Raw genomic sequence first — 16,527 nt, forward strand, 5'->3', positions numbered from 1 at the left:
GGAAAAATGGGCGTCGGCCGTATCTCATGACCGACAAGTGACGAGCCATGAAGTTGCCGTCTCTTGCGAACCATCGGAAAGGCTCTATGGACTTCCCAGTTGCCCGGATTGTGCTTGCTTTCGCCGTTGGCGTTCAGGAGCATTTTCTGGAAATAAAGCAGGAAGCAGGCATGTGAGGATCGGGACGTCATCGCGTCCTCCTCTTGTCGGGGCTAGGGCGCGCACATGTCCCTCAGGCGGCAGCGCCCTGACCAGTTGCAGCCGATATCGCACCCTGGACTTCATTTCCGCCTTTGGCAAGCAAGGTTTTGCGATTCATGTGGTGCGTTGAAAGAGGCTGATCAAACCCTTATATAAACTGCACGTTTTCAGCCTTTCGGCTACCTGATCCTCCCGGCCGCGTCGGTTGCTTGGCAAATCCTGATTCTGCGAACGTTTCGAACTTCACCATACTGGCTGCAGCGGTTTGGAGGCGAGACATACGCCAAGATGCAGCAGCTTCTGTCGGAACGGTTGGCCTGACTTGTGTTTTCCCATGATACCGCAGACAGGACGGTGATGATCAAACTGTCCTCGACAATCGCTCCAATCGCAAGGATTAGGTTATGACCGTTTTTGACTATAGTGCCGGCGCGGGGCTTTACCCGTGCAAGACAATCAACAGAAAAAGCAGGCTCGGTTACATAAGGTTCGATTCCGTCGCCGAAGCCCTTCGCTTTGCGATCGAGGACATGCCGGCCTCGCTCCTTCGAGGATCCGTGCTCGAAGTCGAGGAGGCGCGCTTCGATGGTTTGCAGATGCGCAAACTCTATGAAGCCGAGGCATATCCGCTGACGCGCCGGAAGTCGTGAGGCGGTGGTGCCAATGCGAGCTGCGGCGCGAACAAGAGGCGAGTATTATTAACTCAGGTTGTGTTCGCTCTTGGCGTTTCCAGCTTCGAAGGCCAGCTGGTTTTGCGGCATTCCGGAACGACACCAGCTTGCTGCTTCGACAGCGGCCTCGCGCAGGTTTTTCAACATATCCATCATTGCAGACAGGTAAAAATTACCAGGCTAGCCTACGAATTTATTACCAGGAGAACCCGTAATAACGGGGTCGATAGTCCTGGACGACTCGTTCCGGTTCATGGCCTCCCGGCCGAATACTAAAATGGCTCCCTAGACACACCCATTTGCTCCCCGCTTGCCAAAAAACCATAATTGCGCCACCTAAATCACCCATCGACAAAGCACGCATAAGAATTGGATCCACGCTGAATGCGCATAGCCTACGTTTTTCTTGGTGCATTTCTTGCAATTGCGCCGTCCGCATATGCTGAAGTTGCACCGCCGCCTGTTTTGAAGCCGCTGGAGCGGCAGGCGGATGCGGCTTTGTTGAGCGCGCAGTTTCTGTCGCGCTACAGCTACAAGCCGGTTGCGCTCGATGACGCCTTGTCGGCGAGGGTGATGGATGGGTTCATCAAGTCACTGGATCCCGACCGCATGCTCTTCCTGCAGGCCGATATCGACAAGTTCATGGCGGACCGCAGCAAGATCGACGATGCGATCGAACGGAAGGATCTGACAATCCCGTTTGCGATCTTCAATGCTTATGAGCAGCGCGTTGCCGATCGCATGACCTATGCGCGCAGCCTGCTGAAGCAAGGGTTCGATTTCAGCGTGAAGGAAGATTATGCGGTGCTGCGCGAGAAGGCGCCATGGCCGCAGTCAGAAGCCGAGAGCAACGAGCTTTGGCGCAAGCGCGTCAAGAGCGACTGGCTGCGGCTGAAGCTCGGCGGCAAGACCGATGCCGCCATTCGCGAAACGCTCGACAAGCGTTATGAAAACACGCTCGAGCGCGCCTACAAGTTCAAGAGCGACGATGTCTTCCAGTCGTTCATGGACGCCTATTCAAACGCGATCGATCCGCACACGGATTATTTCGGAGCGGCCGCTTCGGCCGATTTCAATGTCTCGATGAAGCTGTCGCTGTTCGGTATCGGCGCGGTGCTGCAGGAGCGCGACGATTACACAACGATCCGTGAGCTCGTGCCCGGCGGGCCGGCGCAGCTCTCCGGCAAGCTTGCCGTCGGCGACCGGATCACCGGCGTCGGCCAGGGCAAGGACGGGCCGATCAAGGAAGTGGTGGGCACGCGCCTCGATGAAGTCGTGCAGATGATCCGCGGCAAGAAAGGCTCCGTCGTACGCCTGGATATACTGCCGGCCGATGCCGGCGCCGATGCCACGCATCGGGTCGTAAGCCTGGTGCGCGATAAGATCAGCCTCGACAAGCAGGCCGCCAAGAAGACGGTACTCTCAGTCAAGGCGGGCGATGCCACCCGCAAGATCGGCATCATCACCCTGCCGGTTTTCTATGAGGATTTCGAAGCCAAGAACAAGGGCGACAAGGATTATAAGAGCGCCAGCCGCGACGTCGCCAAGCTGCTCGATGAACTGAGCCAGGAGAATGTCGACGGCGTCCTCATCGATCTGCGCAACAATGGCGGTGGCTCGTTGGACGAGGCGATCGATCTCACCGGCCTCTTCATCGGCAAGGGCCCGGTCGTCCAGCAGCGCGCCAGCAATGGCAAGATCGCGGTGAAGAGCGCCGAGTTTGCAGCCCCCGCCTGGACAGGCCCGATGGGCGTGCTGATCAATCGCGGCTCGGCTTCGGCTTCGGAAATTTTTGCCGCCGCCATCCAGGATTACGGGCGCGGCGTCATCATCGGCGAACCGAGCTTTGGCAAGGGTACGGTGCAGACGGTCGTCGATCTCGACGAGGTAGTTCACAACAGCAAGCCCGAGCTCGGCGAGCTGAAGGTGACGATTTCGCAGTTCTTCCGGGTCAATGGCGGCACGACGCAGCTGCGCGGCGTCACCCCTGATATCAGCTTGCCGGGCTTGTCCGATCCGACGAGCTTCGGCGAGACGAGCTATGACAATGCCCTGCCTTGGGCAGAGATCAAGCCGGCGAAATATACCCCGGAAGGCGATGTCACGGCTCTGCTGCCGGCCCTGCAAAGCCGTCATGACGCGCGGGTCAAGAGCGATCCGGATTTCCAGCGTCTGATCGAGGACATTGCCGAGCTGAAGGCGCAGCGCGAAAAAGGCGTCGTGTCGCTGAATGAAGCCGAGCGCCGCAAGGAAGCGGCGGCCCGCGAGAAGCGGTTCAAGGATCGGGCCGAGGCGAGCGACGGCGAGGATCCGACTGGCGATGACGGCCTGCAGTCGGACGAGCGCAGCCTCAGCGCCGATATCGCCATGGAAAACGCCCGCAAGAAGGCCAAGGACGTCCTGCTCGACGAGGCGGCCGCCATTGTTGCCGATGGGGCGGATTTGCAGCAGGGCGGCGTCAAGGCAGCGACGACACAAACGGGAAAGCCCCAGGGAAAATAGGGGCCCGCGCAGCGCGAACGATCGATAGCGTAACGGCGATATCTTTACGATGCTTGTAAAGATGGTGTCGTTACGCTATTTGTAAGGCTCCAGATAGGAGTTTCCCATGCCCGCCTCGTCCAGGAACAAAGGTCCGGAGGCAAGCGTGCCGCTGAATATGCGCATCAAGCCTGCGACCCGTAATTTGATCGACCGCGCCGCCGAGCTGCTTGGCAAGACGCGCACGGATTTCATGCTGGAGGCTTCGGAGCGCCGGGCTGAGGAAGTGCTGCTCGACCGGACGGTATTCACGGTCAGCCCCGAGATCCATGCCGAATATCTTGCCCGCCTTGATGCGCCGGCTGAGCCCAATGCGCGTCTGAAACGGACGATGTCGACCAAAGCGCCATGGGATGAAGCGTGACTCTCAGCGCTCCGGCGCCTTTGGCCGATCATCACGAGCTGGCCGAATTCAGGTCCGGCGTGGCTGAACTGGACGAATGGCTGCGTCGCCGCGCCCGCGCCAATCAGGCAGGCGGCGCGTCGCGCACCTTCGTCGTGTGCGAGGGAAACCGGGTCATCGCCTATTATGCGCTCGCCTCTGGAGCGGTGCGGCAGCCGGAAGCGCCCGGCCGTTTTCGGCGTAACATGCCCGACCCTATCCCGGTTGCCGTGCTTGGCCGCCTCGCCATCGATCAATCCCACCAGGGGCGCGGTATCGGCAGGGCATTGGTGCGCGATGCGGGCCTGCGCCTGGTCAACGCCGCAGAAATTCTCGGAATTCGCGGTCTGCTGGTGCATGCAATTTCCGACGACGCGCGCGCCTTCTATGAGGCGGTCGGCTTCCTGCCGTCGCCATCCGATCCCATGATGCTGATGGTCGGATTGCATGATCTCAACAGCGCGCTGCGGTGAAGCCGGCGGCGGCGCGGTGTTTGTTGACGTTTCCGTAATCACGGGAGGCGCCTTTGCTTGCCGCAGCCGGCCCTTTCCTCATAGGATTTCTGCGCCATGTCATGCCAGGACAACCAGACAGGGTACGGTATGGACGCACACGTCGAACAGCTTCTCAATCTTTCTGCACAGACCGAAACGCTGATTGCGGTTTATGATGGGGATGACCGGCTGCAATATGCCAACAGCGCCTTTCGTTCGGCCTATTTCATCGAGCCCGATGAGACGCCGCTCTGGCCCGATCTCATGCGGCGCAATTTCGAGCTCGGCCGGGGCACCGTCCTGCGGACCGATGATTTCGAGGCGTGGCTGCGCTCGACCCAGTCGCCCCGCGGCAAGATCGGCTATCGCGCCTTCGAGACCGATCTGTGTGACGGCCGCTGGTTGTGGATGACCGAGGCGGTGCAGCAGGACGGCTGGATGTTGTGCATCGCCAGCGACATCACCCGGTTGAGAGCGCAGGGCAGGACAGTCCGGCAGGATCGCGATCAGGCGATCAAGGCGTCCTATACAGACGAACTCACCGGCGTCGCCAACCGCCGCTTCGTCATGGCCCGCGTCGACGACATGCTGGCGGCCGCCCGGCATGGAAGCAGCGGCTGCCTCGCCGTCTTCGACATCGACAATTTCAAGCGCATCAACGATCGGCTCGGCCACCACGCCGGCGATCTGGTGCTGCGCGATTTCGCCCACCGCATTCACCAGAATGTGCGCCGCAACGATTGCTTCGGCCGGGTCGGCGGCGAGGAATTCCTGCTCGTCATGCCATCGACGAGCGCGGAAGACGCCTTGGCCATGGTCGAGCGCATGCTGACGGTGATCCGCTTTTCCCGGCCGCTCGCCGACTCGCCCGACTTCAGCTACACCTGCTCCGCCGGCATCGCCGCCAGTCTGCCGTCCGACAGCGCATCGGAGCTTTACCGGCGCGCCGACCAGGCGCTCTATGACGCCAAGATGAGCGGCCGCGACAGGGTACGCGCGGCGTAGGGTGTCGGCGTTCGAATGCGCTACTTTCCGCGTTTATTGCCCGCGATTTGCTGCGCTAAAGCGTTGACCTTTGCGTCAAGATTGTCGAGATCGCTTTGCGATGCGGCCGATATCTTGGGAACGTAGATGTTCCCTCCGGGAGCGCAGTCATCTGGTATGTTGTATGTGGAGGAAGAGGTTACGGATTTTGCGTTTGTCGCTCGTACGAAGACCACGCCTTCGTTGTTGCTGTCGAGCGGAACCGATATGTAAAAGGTGGCCGACCCCACGACTGTCAAGTTCTCGAGTTTCTTATTGCTCTTGTCCACGTAGGGGCTGTACCCGTCGTCTACAGTGAAAGCTGTAAAGTCTCCCGTCACATTGATTGTCACGTCACATGGCATGATTGTTCTCCCCGTTAGAGCCGAGCTAATCGTTGCTGAGGCGACCATTGCGATGGGCCATTCTAAGTGTAATGGCGTATGAACTTGGCGACCTCTTGCCGGGCAACTGGGCGTCAAGAATAAGCGTTCTTGCGTCGCCGAAGGCCGTCGAGATTTCCAGAATTTGCGAGGCGGCCGTCACTCGCCACATTTTATAACCCAGACCGTCGAAGCCGCAGCCCTTTGCATCCTCGGCATTCGGGCCTGTGATAATGAAAATGCGGGTGGAATCCAATCGGTAACAGTGACCTTCGAAGGCGTAGCCATAGGCCAGGACGGTTGATCCAGTGATGCCGACCGTGCTTGCGAGTCTTACCTGCAGTTCCGCCTTTCCCACCATCCCGACATTGAGATGGGCAACGCCACTCGTGTCATTCAATTCTACGCCATAGAGTATGATTTCATCCGCGATATAGCGGGGTCCAGAAGGTGCTGGAACGCTTTCGTCTGTCATCGATGCCTCCCGTCGTTGGTTAAAGAATGCCGCGCCACCTCATGCAATCGTCAAGCTGGTCGAGATAGGAGATCCCGCGCCCGCGGCTCGCCGCCTCGAGGAAGGCCAGGGCCGCCGCTTCGAAGGTCAGGCTGTCGGGATCGAGGTATTTCCAGGAGCGTATGAGCGCTTCGCCGATGATGTCGCGCGCCTCCTGCAGGGCGGCTTTGGCGGCGAAATGCATCAGCTCGTAGGATGCTGGCGACACGTGAAGTGCTTCTTCCATCAGGGCCGGCGCCATCTGCTGGCGCAGGTCGCTGAACCGCCTCGGATTGATGTCCGACACACCGCGTTCGAACAGTAGCGACTGGTAGACCTCGATGAGGCAGTCGAAGAGGCCTGCTGCAAAGGGCTTCGACCGGTCGTGTACTTCGCGGCTGACATCGCCGATGCGAAGCGAATTGTTGAGCGATCTGACCTGCTTCTCGTCGCTGAGCTCGGCAAATTTGTCGAGTTCGTTGTGCAGCAGCAGATTACCGCCGGTCCGGCGCAAGAGCCGATCGAGCGCCGTGTCGAAGTGCAGCAGTCCGAGCAGCGAGATGAAATCGGCGATCGCTTCGTGATAGGCAAAGAAATCGCAGCCCGATCCGTCGTTTTCGAGGATGCCGAGTTCGCTGAGCAGAATGAGGTGGCCCATTTCGTGGGCGACCGCGTCGAAATTCAGCGCGAAACAGGATGCCCGGCCGTGCTCCTCGCTTTCGCCGAGCTCGAGAAAGCCGAAGCCGGATTGGGCGTTTTGCCAATGCGGGATGCGGGGGACGATTTCCAGCCGTTCCAGCGTCGGCTGGAAGAACCAGACGACCGAACGGCCGAGATAGCCCTCGCAGATGTCGAGAACGCGCCGCGTGCAGGCATAGCTGTGGGTCGCAAGGAAGGCCGGTGAGCCGGGCCCGATGTGATCGAAATGGCCGTCGGGGCCGGGCTCGGCCGGCGGCTGCAGCAGGCCGGGATAGGGCGGGATATAAGGCGCGGCATAGGGCGATTTCGCCTCGACCGGATTTGCCACATAGATGCGGCTGTCGGACGGCCCCGCCAGGATCGGCCCTGCCGAAGGCCCGATCCACACCACCTCGGGCTTTTCGTAACCGGGAATGAAGGATGGCTGGGGAAAGACGAGGAAACGCGTCCCAAGCGGCCGCTCTGGAGCTGCCTCGTGGCCTGCGCCCTCGGTATGCGTGATGGCATCCAATGCTGCCCCCACCGCTCGTTGCCCAACGTCAAGCGATCGTCGACTATACCAGTACTACGTGCCTTTCGACAATAGACTATCGATCATGTTGTAGTACTCCATGTCGTTGGCGAATGATTCCGTAAGTTCAAACTCGAAATGAAGGCGTTCATTCGGCCGGTTGATCTTTTGATTAGCGAGATGTGTCAGCAGATTTACCGCATCGATCCGCTTCCGGCTTGCGGCGCCAGTTTTCAGCCAAGCCTTTAGTGCTTCGATTTCGTCCGCGGCGCCGCAATTGTTTTCGGCCGCCGCCATAAGCTTCGGGAAGGACCTTTCGCTGAAGTGAAGCGCGCGCGCCAAGGATTCGAGCTCGCATCGCAGCCGTCTTTGAATGATGCCGATGCGTTCGGCTTTCTTGAGCGTCAGCCTGATGTCGACGAGGGCGTCGCCCAATGCGCGGGATCCGATTGCGGGGGGCGCCATCGGCACCGTCACATCTGCATCGTCGGCGAACGGGTGCCTCCTGTACCAGCGGTAGATCAGCCCGTGGCCGATCATGCCCAGCGGCGCGAGTTCGGCGGCCCGCAGCGCGCCGATGCTGGAGGCGCCATAGATGCGCACGCCGCGGACCATCGCCCACAGGATTTCCTGGTGGCGAACGGCCGGAAGCTGCCCGAGGACGCCATCGATCAGCACGATCGCCGCGGGCGCATATTTAGCCACGGCCCGCACGACATCCGCGCAGCCGACGGGAGGAAGATAGACGGCATCCAGATAGGTCCGGGCTTGCGGCTCGGAGAGGGTAGGGCCGAGAAAAACCACGATGTCATCCCGCAAGATCGGCCTCCGGATTGGTTTCCAAAGGCGGCGCAACGACGCGGACGACGTGCAGCGGAATGCGATCGTCCGAATGAAGAACCACAAGAACGGCCGCATGCGCGCCGGCGAGCTTCAATGCCTCGATGACGGGCGCAAGGGATCGCTCTTCGGCCGCAGAACAGTCTTTGGACAAGGAACGGCCCGCTTTTGCGAGTTGCAGGCGCCAGGCGGCCAGTTCCCCGGCATCGGCATGATTATAAAGCTCCGTCCTGATATCGTCGCGCGCTGCCGAAATGACGCCGAGGCGGGACTGGCAGGCTTCCAGCAAGGCGCTGGTCAGCGCGCGATCATGGCTGATATCGCAGCCGAAACCTTCGGCCGGCAGCGGCGCAAAGGGGGCTCTGCCGCCATCTTCCATGATGTGGCACCAGTAGATCGGCAGGGCATGCGGCGCCGGGATCTGCCAGATGCCGACGACAAAACCGGCCTTTGAGAGCTGCCGCATGATGTCGCCGGCGTTTCCCGATTGCACCGACCGGGCGTCGATCTGGCAGCGGTCGAAGAAATGCGGGGTCTTCATCGCCGTGCAGCGGGCCTGTCGCTCGAGGATCTCCAGGCAGGCATGCAGAACAGCGCTTTGCAGGCTCGTGCCGGCAGCGAGGCCCGTGGTGTCGCGGGCGATCCAATGGGGATGCGGCGACGGGACGATGTAGGCGGTATCGACGAGGGCAAGCGGAACGGCCATTTGCCGCCCTGAAAGGAGATCCAGCCCGGCAATCCAGGAGAGCATCTCCTCGTCCCGGCCGATGCCGAGGTGCGACCAGTCTCCCCGTGCGTTCATGGCGCGCAGGCTTGCCGTGACGATGCGCTCCTGATCAATCCGCTCCGAGGCCCAGCCTTCCAGGGATTCCATCAGGCCCGATATCGCCGCCAGCGGAAAGGTCAGTCCTTTGCCCTGGCTGACGGCGACGGAGCGTGAGCGCGGCCGAACGACCTGGACGACCGGGACTCCGATCCAATCGAGCCCGGTGATCGAACCGAGCCTGGTGATGCCGTAATCCTGTCTGCGCGCAAGGATGTGCTGCACCGTCTGCCGGGGATCGGGAGGCGAGGCGACTTCGGTCTTCAGGATGATATCAAGGATGTTATCGAGCGTCGCTTCGTCCATCACATCCTTCCATCTTTGCTAGAGCATGATGCCGAAAAGTGTGAGCGGTTTTCGGGCGACATCATGCTCTAACTCGTTAATTTAGAACAGGATTCAGATTAGGCCGACCGGGCCTAAAATCATCCTGTTCTAGGGCCGCGGCAGTCCGTCCAGGCTTTGCTTTGCTCGTTCCGCCAACCAGGCGGCCTTTTGTCCGTCGGCAATTTGGATGGCGCGTGTCAGGTCTCGTCTGATCGATGAGGGCGGCTCGTTCAGATCATGCTTCAGTTGGGCGCTGAGGCGGTAGAGTTCGGCAAGCCAAAACGATTGGCCGCTGCTGCGCCCGACATTGATCGCGTTCTGGACGGTCGTCAGGGCTTCGGCAGACCGGCCGCGCTGCCGCAGCACCTGCGCATGCATGTCGCTGTGCATCGAAAAATTGTCGTCGGTGCCCAATTGCTGCTGGAGAGCCAGGCCGACGGCAAAACGCTCTTCGCCGCCGGCTGCGGACGAGGTCATCAGCTCCGCCCAGCCGCAATACATGTTCGCCCGCGCTTGGCTTGCCGCCAGCCCGTGCCGCTCGGCGAGCGACAGCATCTGTTCGCCGAGCGCGTGGACCTCGTCATAGCGGCCCTGGCAGCGGGCAAGCACCATGGCGTAATAGAGCGCATGCACCATGCTGCCGGCGTGATCGGTCGCGCTTGCCCATTCCAGGCATTGTCCGATCGCATGTTCGCTCGCCTCGGATTCGTCGAGCAGCAGGTAGGAAAGGGCGCTCTCGCCGAGCCCGCAGACCTTGGCGTCATGACCGCCGAAGAAGGCTCGATTGCGCACCGCGCTTTCTGGATCGTAGAGCGCGAGGCCCTTGGCGACACAGTCGAGACAAAAGCCGTGTTCGCCGGCGTGGAAGCTCGTCGCCCAGCCGCAGTGATAGGATTGAAGCCGCGTCTCCCGATCCTCGACGCCTTGCATGTCGGCCACGAGAATGCGCGCGCGTGACTGCTGGGTCAGAATGTTGGGGGCGGTGAACCACCATCCCCAATAGACCGGGAAATGTTTGACGCGCACGGCCGAGGGCTGTTTGCGCAGAAGCTGCATGGCGCGGGCATAGACCCGCCGCGCGCTCTCCGATCCCTCGCCTTCGAGTGCGCTTGCGACGACGCCTTGAAGTTCGAACAGGCTGAGCGCGAGTTCGGTGCGGTCGGGGTGGCGCCGGGAAAGGCTGCCGACCGCCTCGGCACAGAGTTCGAGCGAGACATTTGCCTCCTGCATTGCCGAGCGGAGGACGCTTGCCTCCGCCGCCGCCAGGGCAAATCGGGCGGCAGCGTCATGCAGGCCTGCCTCGGCACACTGCCAGGCGGCGATTGCAGCCGGCAGGCTGGGTTTTTCTTCGCCGATCAGGAGATGGGCGATCCGCCGGTGGATGCGGCGCCGGTCGCTCTTGAGAAGGCTGCAATAGGCGGCTTCCTGCGCCAGCACGTGCCGAAACTGATAGGAGCCGTGCGAGGTGGTCGAACGCTCGATGATGCCTTGCGACAGAAGCTGCTCGATATCGACGTCGACGCTGCGGCGGCTGACCCCTTCGAGGAGATAGGTGAGCAGCGAGATGCTGAATTCGCGGCCGATGACGCTGGCAAATTGCGCCGCCTGGCGTGCCGAACCGGTCGCAGCGAGCCTGGCCGACAACAGATCGTTGAGCGAGGTGACGCCGCCTTCCCTCAGCAGTCCTTTCCATTCCGAGAGCGATTTGCCCAATGGCTGCCTGCCGCGGAAGAAGCTGGCGAGTTCTTCCGCATAGAGCGGCATGCCGTCGCATTGGTCGAGAATGAAATCCGACAGGCCGGGCGGGGGACGCTCCCGCCAGATCGAGGCGACGAGATCGCGAACCGCGGCCGCGGTCAGCCCCGGCAATTCGATCTCGCTGGCGACCGCGAGAGATCGTCGGATTCTCGATGTCTGAATGACCAGGATCGGAAGCCTGGCCGCCAGCGATCCCAGCCTGTCGATCAGCTCCAGCGTCATGTCGTCGGCCCAGTGCACATCCTCGAAGATGAGGAGCGTCGGGAGACCGGCGGCCTTGCATGTCAGAATGTCGGCGGCGGCTTCGATGACCTTCCGCCTGAAGGCGCGCCCGGAGAGATCGGAAACGCGGATATTGCGCGACGTCGCCGGCGAACGGTCGGCGGTGAAAGCGAGGATGGTGTCGGCGACGGATGCATCGAGCTGTCGGCCGGACGCTTGAAGAGCCCGCATGAAGGCGTCGTTGTCGCCATCCTTCAGGACCGAGGGTTCGGCGACCAGCCGTTCGAGAAACGAAACGAATGGATGCAGCGGCTGGCTCTCCAGCCGCCTGCCGCATTGGAAGACCATGGTCTCATGCGCGCTCTGCCGCAGACCTTCGGCGAATTCGCCGACCAGCCTGGATTTGCCGATGCCGGGCTCGCCGACGACGGCGATCAGACTTCCCTTGCCGCCGAGGGCCGAATTCCAGGCGCTGGCGAGGGCGGCAAGCTCCTTTTGCCGGCCGCGGATCGGCCTGTCGTGGCCCTGGAACGGCGATGGCTCGGCGGTCGATCGATCGCGCTCCTGCGGACGCCAGAGGGCAATCGGATGTTCGAAGCCCTTCAGCCTTGCCTCCCGCAGCAGGCTGTAATCGAATTTCTGCCGGGTGAGCTGGACGGTCGAATCGGCGACGAGGACGGAATTGGGGTCGGCCTCGGCCTGCAGCCGGGCCGCCAGAACCGGCGCCGTGCCGACGATCTCATCGCCTTGCGTGGAGAAGACGACGAGCCCGGTGGCAACCCCGATCCGCAGCCGGAACGGCCGGCGCGCCTTGGCCTTGGCCTGGGTCGTGGTCTCGGCCCCTGCCGCGACGCGCAGCAGCTCCAGAGAAGCGCGCACCGCGCTTTCAGCTGCATCCTCGGACTGCTCGGGATAGCCGAAGAAGCAGCATCCGCCATCGCCGAGCCGCTGATGAAGAAACCCCCCGTGTTTCCTGATGACCGTCTCGGCGCTCTGATGTAACGCCGAGACCGACCGGAAGAATTTCTCCGGCTCGCTGCGCAACAAGAGCTCGGTGGAACCGACAATGTCATAGAAAAGGGCCGTGACCTGTCGCCGCTCACCTGTAAACCGAATTCGTGCGTCGAGGGTTTTCATAGCGGGGCGCCCAACACCACTGAAGCCATGCTCAGGACATCCGATTTAATGCCTGCGTGCAAGCTTTTCGTGCGGTGCTGCTAATATATTCTGCTGTTCGCTTGCGGTTCAGACAGTCTCCGCCATTACAGTACGTCCGCCCGTGCCGCGGGCCATTGCTATCCCACCAAGCAGATTGCGAAGGTCAGCCGCGATTTTGTTGGCGATGACGCCGAGCGCCAGGCCACCTGATATCGCCAGCAGATGAAGGAGGGGAACCGGCAGCATGGCCGCTGCCTGCGGCATCAGCAGTTCCGGCACGAAACGGTGCAGCAGGTAGGTGGGAAAGGCCGAGACGGCGATAAGCGTCACGAGACGCCCAAGCCGCACGGGCAGGTGAATGCGCGGCAGGTAGAGAAGGGCGAGAAGCGCTGCGAAGATCGTCAGATACTTGACCGTGGTTCCGATCCACAGCGTTTCCCAGAAGGCGAGATAACCGAGCACGGCGGCGGCAATCGACGTCAGGATGATCCGCTGCGCCTTCCTGCCGGCCAAGCCGGAGCACCAGCCGAACATCCCGAGATGCAGGCCCCAGTAGATGGTGAAAATCTGCCGCCCGCCGATATCGAAGAGGGGCGGCAGAGAAAACCGCGCCGCGACCGCCAGCGCCAGGAGTGCGAGCGAGAAGGTAAAGGGTTGCGCCCGCGCGAGCCTGCGCACCGCAGGCGCGGCAAAAACCAGCGAGAAAACCAGAAGCGTCTGCGCATAGGCTTCGATGAACCAGTAGAGATAGGGAAGCATCTCGTGACGCTCCGGCTCGGCATAGCCGAAATTGCCGGTCAGCGTGACCGAGGCCCAGGGAACAGTGCGCCAGGCAAGCCCATAGGCAGCGACGATGAGAAAATAGGGAATAAGAACATTGATCGCCGGCCGCAGCGCCTGGCGAAAATTGCCGGCGAGGAAATGGCCCGACTGGAAGCGTGCCAGACTGAAGCCGACGAGGAGCAGCATCACGCCCGATCCGCCGGGAATGGGCCAGAGCATCTCGTGATGGGTGACGACGAGCAGGATGGCGATCGCCCGCAGAACCCGATCGGTCGGCAACGCCCTGACCTCTGCGCTCCGCCCTGACGCGGTGGCCCGCGGGCTTATATCCATTTCGGCGATCCGCCTCTGCTCCCAGCCTTCCGGCAGCTCGACGCCGAGCCGGTCGAGCTCCATCGTCAACTGCAGGAAGCGCAGGGAATCGCCGCCGAGCGAGACGAAGCTGTCGTTGCGGCTGACAGTGTGGGGATAGAAGACTTTGGCATAGGCATCGAGCACGCTCACCGCCGCGGCGCGACTTGTCTCGCGAGCCGCCAGCATCTCGGCGCTGAGGCCTGCATAATCGATCTTGCCGGAGGCAAGCCTCGGAAGCTCGCTTCGCACCCTGACGGTAACAAGGCTCGCCGGAAGATGGCTCGCCTCGACGAGCACCTGGAGCGCCCGGTCGGCGTCACGCGCATCGGTCACACAGGCCTGCAGTCCGTGATCGTCGCCAACGACGGCGGCCGCGATCCCCACTTCAGCCAGAACCTGCTCCATGATGTCGAAGCCGATCCTCAGCCCCGCGACTTTGGCGAAACGGCTCTTGCGGCCAACGATCCGGAAGAAACCGTCCTCGTCGCGCATGGCGATATCGCCGGTGTTCAATGTCGCGACCTCGGTGCCCCGCTGAAGATCGGCGCGATCGGCGCCGTAGCCCATCATCACGTTCGGGCCGGCATAAACGAGTTCTCCGGCAACGTCAGGTCGGTCGAGTGGATGCCCGTCATCGTCGACGAGACTGAGACTGCCGCCGGGAATGGCGATGCCGATCCGCTCCTCATTGTCCAGCAGGCTTTCCGGCGGCACGAAGGCGATGCGGGCGGCTGCCTCGGTCTGGCCGTACATGACGAAGAAGCGGCCGCCGTTCGCGCGCATATGGTCGCGGTAGAGGCGGATAAGTTCGGGCGCCAGCCGTCCGCCGGCCACCGTCATGAAGCGCAGCGCCTTCAGCTCGTGGCTTCGGAAGCGCGTCCTTTCCATCAGCTCATAGGAATAGGGCACGCCCGAAAGATTGGTGCAGCCGCTTTCCCCGAGCAGTCTTGCAAAGTCCTCGCTCACCACGGAGACGCCTGGAATGAAGATGCTGCCGCCGGCAACGAGGTGCGAATGGAGGACGGAGAGACCGTAGGAATAATGAAGCGGCAGAACGAGCGCGGTTCTGTCGGCAGGGGAGAGTTCGAGATAACCGGCAATCGCGCGCGCATTGGCGTCAAGATTGGCATAGGAAAGGCGCACAGCTTTCGCGAGCCCGGAACTGCCTGAGGTCATCAGCAGCAAGGCGAGATCCGGGTGCAGCGGCGTGTCGCTTTGTTGAGGCTGGTTTTCCCGGACGAGCCGCCAACGGCCGCCGGCGGGGCGGTAGGTGAAATCAGGCTGAAAGGCTGGGAGAAATTCTTGCCACAGCCTGTCATCGCAGGGCGGCAGCATGGCCACAGCATGGCCGGCGCGCAGCGCGCCGAGATAGGCGACGATCACATGTTCCGAAACATCCGCCGAAATCGCCACAAGCCGCTTTTCCCCCCGCCCCAGCTGCTCGGCGAAGCGCAGCGTCCGGGCGTGGAGGTCGGCATAGGAGACCATCCGTCCGTCGGCGAAGACAAGGGCTGGGCGCTGATCGGCGCGAGTGATTTCAGAAAACAGGTCGGCGGGGATCATGCTCGCGCTTCGAATGGCAGAAACTGGCGAAGCGCGTATAATCCTTGATAATGTCAGTCAAGTAATTTGCGGCTGCACAAGCTTGGGGCGACGAAATTTCGAGCTCGGGAAGGCCGCTTCGCGCCCTCAATACGGCTGTTTGGATCTCAGGTTTGTCATTCTTAGAGCTGCGGGGCACCCGAACATTTGGACTAAGGATTAATGTCTGGCGGGAACGCGCCCTCGTTCGGCGAGAAAGGGTGGTGGGGCCGCTTCCCAAGAGCAGACGCTCCCTCCAGGCGATTTCCCCGACCGGCGCTACCCGCCTATGCTGGACAGCAATTCGTCGAGCTGCTCCAGCTGCTCCGGCAATGCGGCCGCCGAGCCCTGCAGGGCTTCCTCAAGCGCCTGCTTGGACGGATAGACTTCGTGGAAAGTCAGGAGTGTCTTCCCGCCTTGATCCGCGAAGGTCACCGTCGTGATCGCGCCCTCTTCCCCCTCGTCGTTGGTCCAGACGATGCGTTCGTTCGGCACCACATCGAGATATTTGCCATAGAAGGCCATGGTGTCGGAACCGGCGGCGCCGAATTCCAGCCGATATTTGCCGCCGGTACGCACGTCCATCTCGCATGAGACGAGCGAAACGCCGGATACCGATTTCGGCACCCACCAGCGCCGGAACAGCTCGGGCTGGCTCCACGCCCTGTAAACCGTGCTCGGCGGCGCATCGAATGTCCTGGTTACCAGGAGTTCGCGATCGCCTCTGCGCTCGACCGACGTGCGGTTCTCAGCAGCCACTGCACCGTTAACCTGCTCAGTCATCGCTTCCCTCCCGTTTCATTTCGCTGATGATCTCATCCAATGCTTCGAAGCGGGCCTCGAAGAGCTTGCGATGCGCCTCGATCCACTCGGCCTCCGCCTTGAGGCCGCGTGTCCCAAGCTTGCAGGTTCTCACCCGTCCGACCTTCTGCGTGACGACCAGCCCCGCCCGCTCGAGAACTTGGACGTGCTTCTTCATGCCGGTCAGCGTCATCTGGAACTGATCCGCCAGACTGGTGATCGACGCGTCCCCCCGCCCAAGCTGATCGATGATCCGGCGGCGGGTTGCATCGGACAGCGCCGCAAACGAGAGGTCGAGGGGACTTGCATACTGAACCATCTAGTTCAGTGTTTTAGCCTGCTTGTGCGGGAAGCGCAAGCGTTCCGAACTTTCCAGGCCGTAAATCGGATTTCCCAAGTCATGCACCGCGGCGGCGGCAGCAAAGATCGTCTGCAGGTCAACAAGCGGACTTTCGAGCCGCTGGCAAACGATTGTCAGCAAC

At 61.8% G+C, this 16,527-nt stretch carries 15 protein-coding genes; 5 read left to right on the forward strand and 10 right to left on the reverse strand.

Translation table 11 applies throughout. The annotated features are described in order from the left end of the window. The first annotated feature begins 605 nt into the window (after nt 1–605). The 5 genes from PYR71_RS06915 (at nt 606) to PYR71_RS06935 (ending at nt 5,294) form a co-directional block, all read left to right on the forward strand. A complete protein-coding gene (locus PYR71_RS06915; RefSeq protein WP_183918951.1) occupies nt 606–851 on the forward strand; it encodes a hypothetical protein in 246 nt (81 codons plus the stop codon). Nucleotides 852–1,256: 405 nt separating this feature from the next. After that, nucleotides 1,257–3,374 (forward strand): carboxy terminal-processing peptidase, encoded by a 2,118-nt coding sequence (locus PYR71_RS06920; protein ID WP_275618748.1) that lies wholly within the window; start codon nt 1,257–1,259, stop codon nt 3,372–3,374. A 106-nt stretch (nt 3,375–3,480) separates the two neighbouring features. After that, nucleotides 3,481–3,777, forward strand: coding sequence for a type II toxin-antitoxin system TacA family antitoxin (locus PYR71_RS06925; RefSeq protein WP_275618749.1), 297 nt, complete (start codon nt 3,481–3,483; stop codon nt 3,775–3,777). Next, nucleotides 3,774–4,268: a GNAT family N-acetyltransferase gene (locus tag PYR71_RS06930; protein WP_275618750.1), complete on the forward strand. Its 495-nt coding sequence runs from the start codon at nt 3,774–3,776 to the stop codon at nt 4,266–4,268. The genes PYR71_RS06925 and PYR71_RS06930 overlap by 4 nt, the downstream gene beginning before the upstream one ends. A 129-nt stretch (nt 4,269–4,397) precedes the next feature. Beyond that, complete coding sequence (locus tag PYR71_RS06935; RefSeq protein ID WP_275618751.1) at nt 4,398–5,294, forward strand: GGDEF domain-containing protein; 897 nt, start codon at nt 4,398–4,400, stop codon at nt 5,292–5,294. Between the two features lie 20 nt (nt 5,295–5,314). On the opposite strand, the gene PYR71_RS06940 is transcribed toward PYR71_RS06935, so the two are convergent. The 10 genes from PYR71_RS06940 to PYR71_RS06985 all read right to left on the reverse strand — a co-directional run bounded on the left by PYR71_RS06940 (nt 5,315) and on the right by PYR71_RS06985 (nt 16,526). Continuing rightward, complete coding sequence (locus tag PYR71_RS06940; RefSeq protein WP_275618752.1) at nt 5,315–5,677, reverse strand: hypothetical protein; 363 nt, start codon at nt 5,675–5,677, stop codon at nt 5,315–5,317. A 25-nt stretch (nt 5,678–5,702) separates the two neighbouring features. Further along, on the reverse strand, nt 5,703–6,170 hold the full coding sequence (locus tag PYR71_RS06945; RefSeq protein ID WP_275618753.1) for a hypothetical protein: 468 nt from the start codon (nt 6,168–6,170) through the stop codon (nt 5,703–5,705). Nucleotides 6,171–6,189: 19 nt separating this feature from the next. Then, nucleotides 6,190–7,410 carry a gluzincin family metallopeptidase gene (locus PYR71_RS06950; protein WP_416340277.1) on the reverse strand — a complete coding sequence of 407 codons (1,221 nt, stop codon included), beginning with the start codon at nt 7,408–7,410 and terminating at the stop codon, nt 6,190–6,192. A gap of 42 nt (nt 7,411–7,452) precedes the next feature. Then, a complete protein-coding gene (locus PYR71_RS06955; RefSeq protein WP_275618755.1) occupies nt 7,453–8,217 on the reverse strand; it encodes a TfuA-like protein in 765 nt (254 codons plus the stop codon). Beyond that, nucleotides 8,207–9,367: a YcaO-like family protein gene (locus PYR71_RS06960; RefSeq protein WP_275618756.1), complete on the reverse strand. Its 1,161-nt coding sequence runs from the start codon at nt 9,365–9,367 to the stop codon at nt 8,207–8,209. The genes PYR71_RS06955 and PYR71_RS06960 overlap by 11 nt, the downstream gene beginning before the upstream one ends. 129 nt (nt 9,368–9,496) lie before the next feature. After that, nucleotides 9,497–12,505: an ATP-binding protein gene (locus PYR71_RS06965; RefSeq protein WP_275618757.1), complete on the reverse strand. Its 3,009-nt coding sequence runs from the start codon at nt 12,503–12,505 to the stop codon at nt 9,497–9,499. Between the two features lie 108 nt (nt 12,506–12,613). Continuing rightward, nucleotides 12,614–15,226, reverse strand: a complete 2,613-nt coding sequence (locus PYR71_RS06970) for an AMP-binding protein (protein ID WP_275618758.1) — start codon at nt 15,224–15,226, stop codon at nt 12,614–12,616. Nucleotides 15,227–15,523: 297 nt separating this feature from the next. Beyond that, a complete protein-coding gene (locus tag PYR71_RS06975) occupies nt 15,524–16,027 on the reverse strand; it encodes an SRPBCC family protein (protein ID WP_275618759.1) in 504 nt (167 codons plus the stop codon). Beyond that, nucleotides 16,020–16,364, reverse strand: coding sequence for an ArsR/SmtB family transcription factor (locus PYR71_RS06980; protein WP_275618760.1), 345 nt, complete (start codon nt 16,362–16,364; stop codon nt 16,020–16,022). Before PYR71_RS06980 ends, PYR71_RS06975 begins: the two co-directional genes overlap by 8 nt. Beyond that, on the reverse strand, nt 16,365–16,526 hold the full coding sequence (locus tag PYR71_RS06985) for a hypothetical protein (protein WP_275618761.1): 162 nt from the start codon (nt 16,524–16,526) through the stop codon (nt 16,365–16,367). It lies immediately after the preceding gene. Nucleotide 16,527 lies beyond the last annotated feature (1 nt).

The organism is Rhizobium mulingense (genome assembly GCF_029194105.1).
GTDB lineage: Bacteria > Pseudomonadota > Alphaproteobacteria > Rhizobiales > Rhizobiaceae > Rhizobium > Rhizobium mulingense.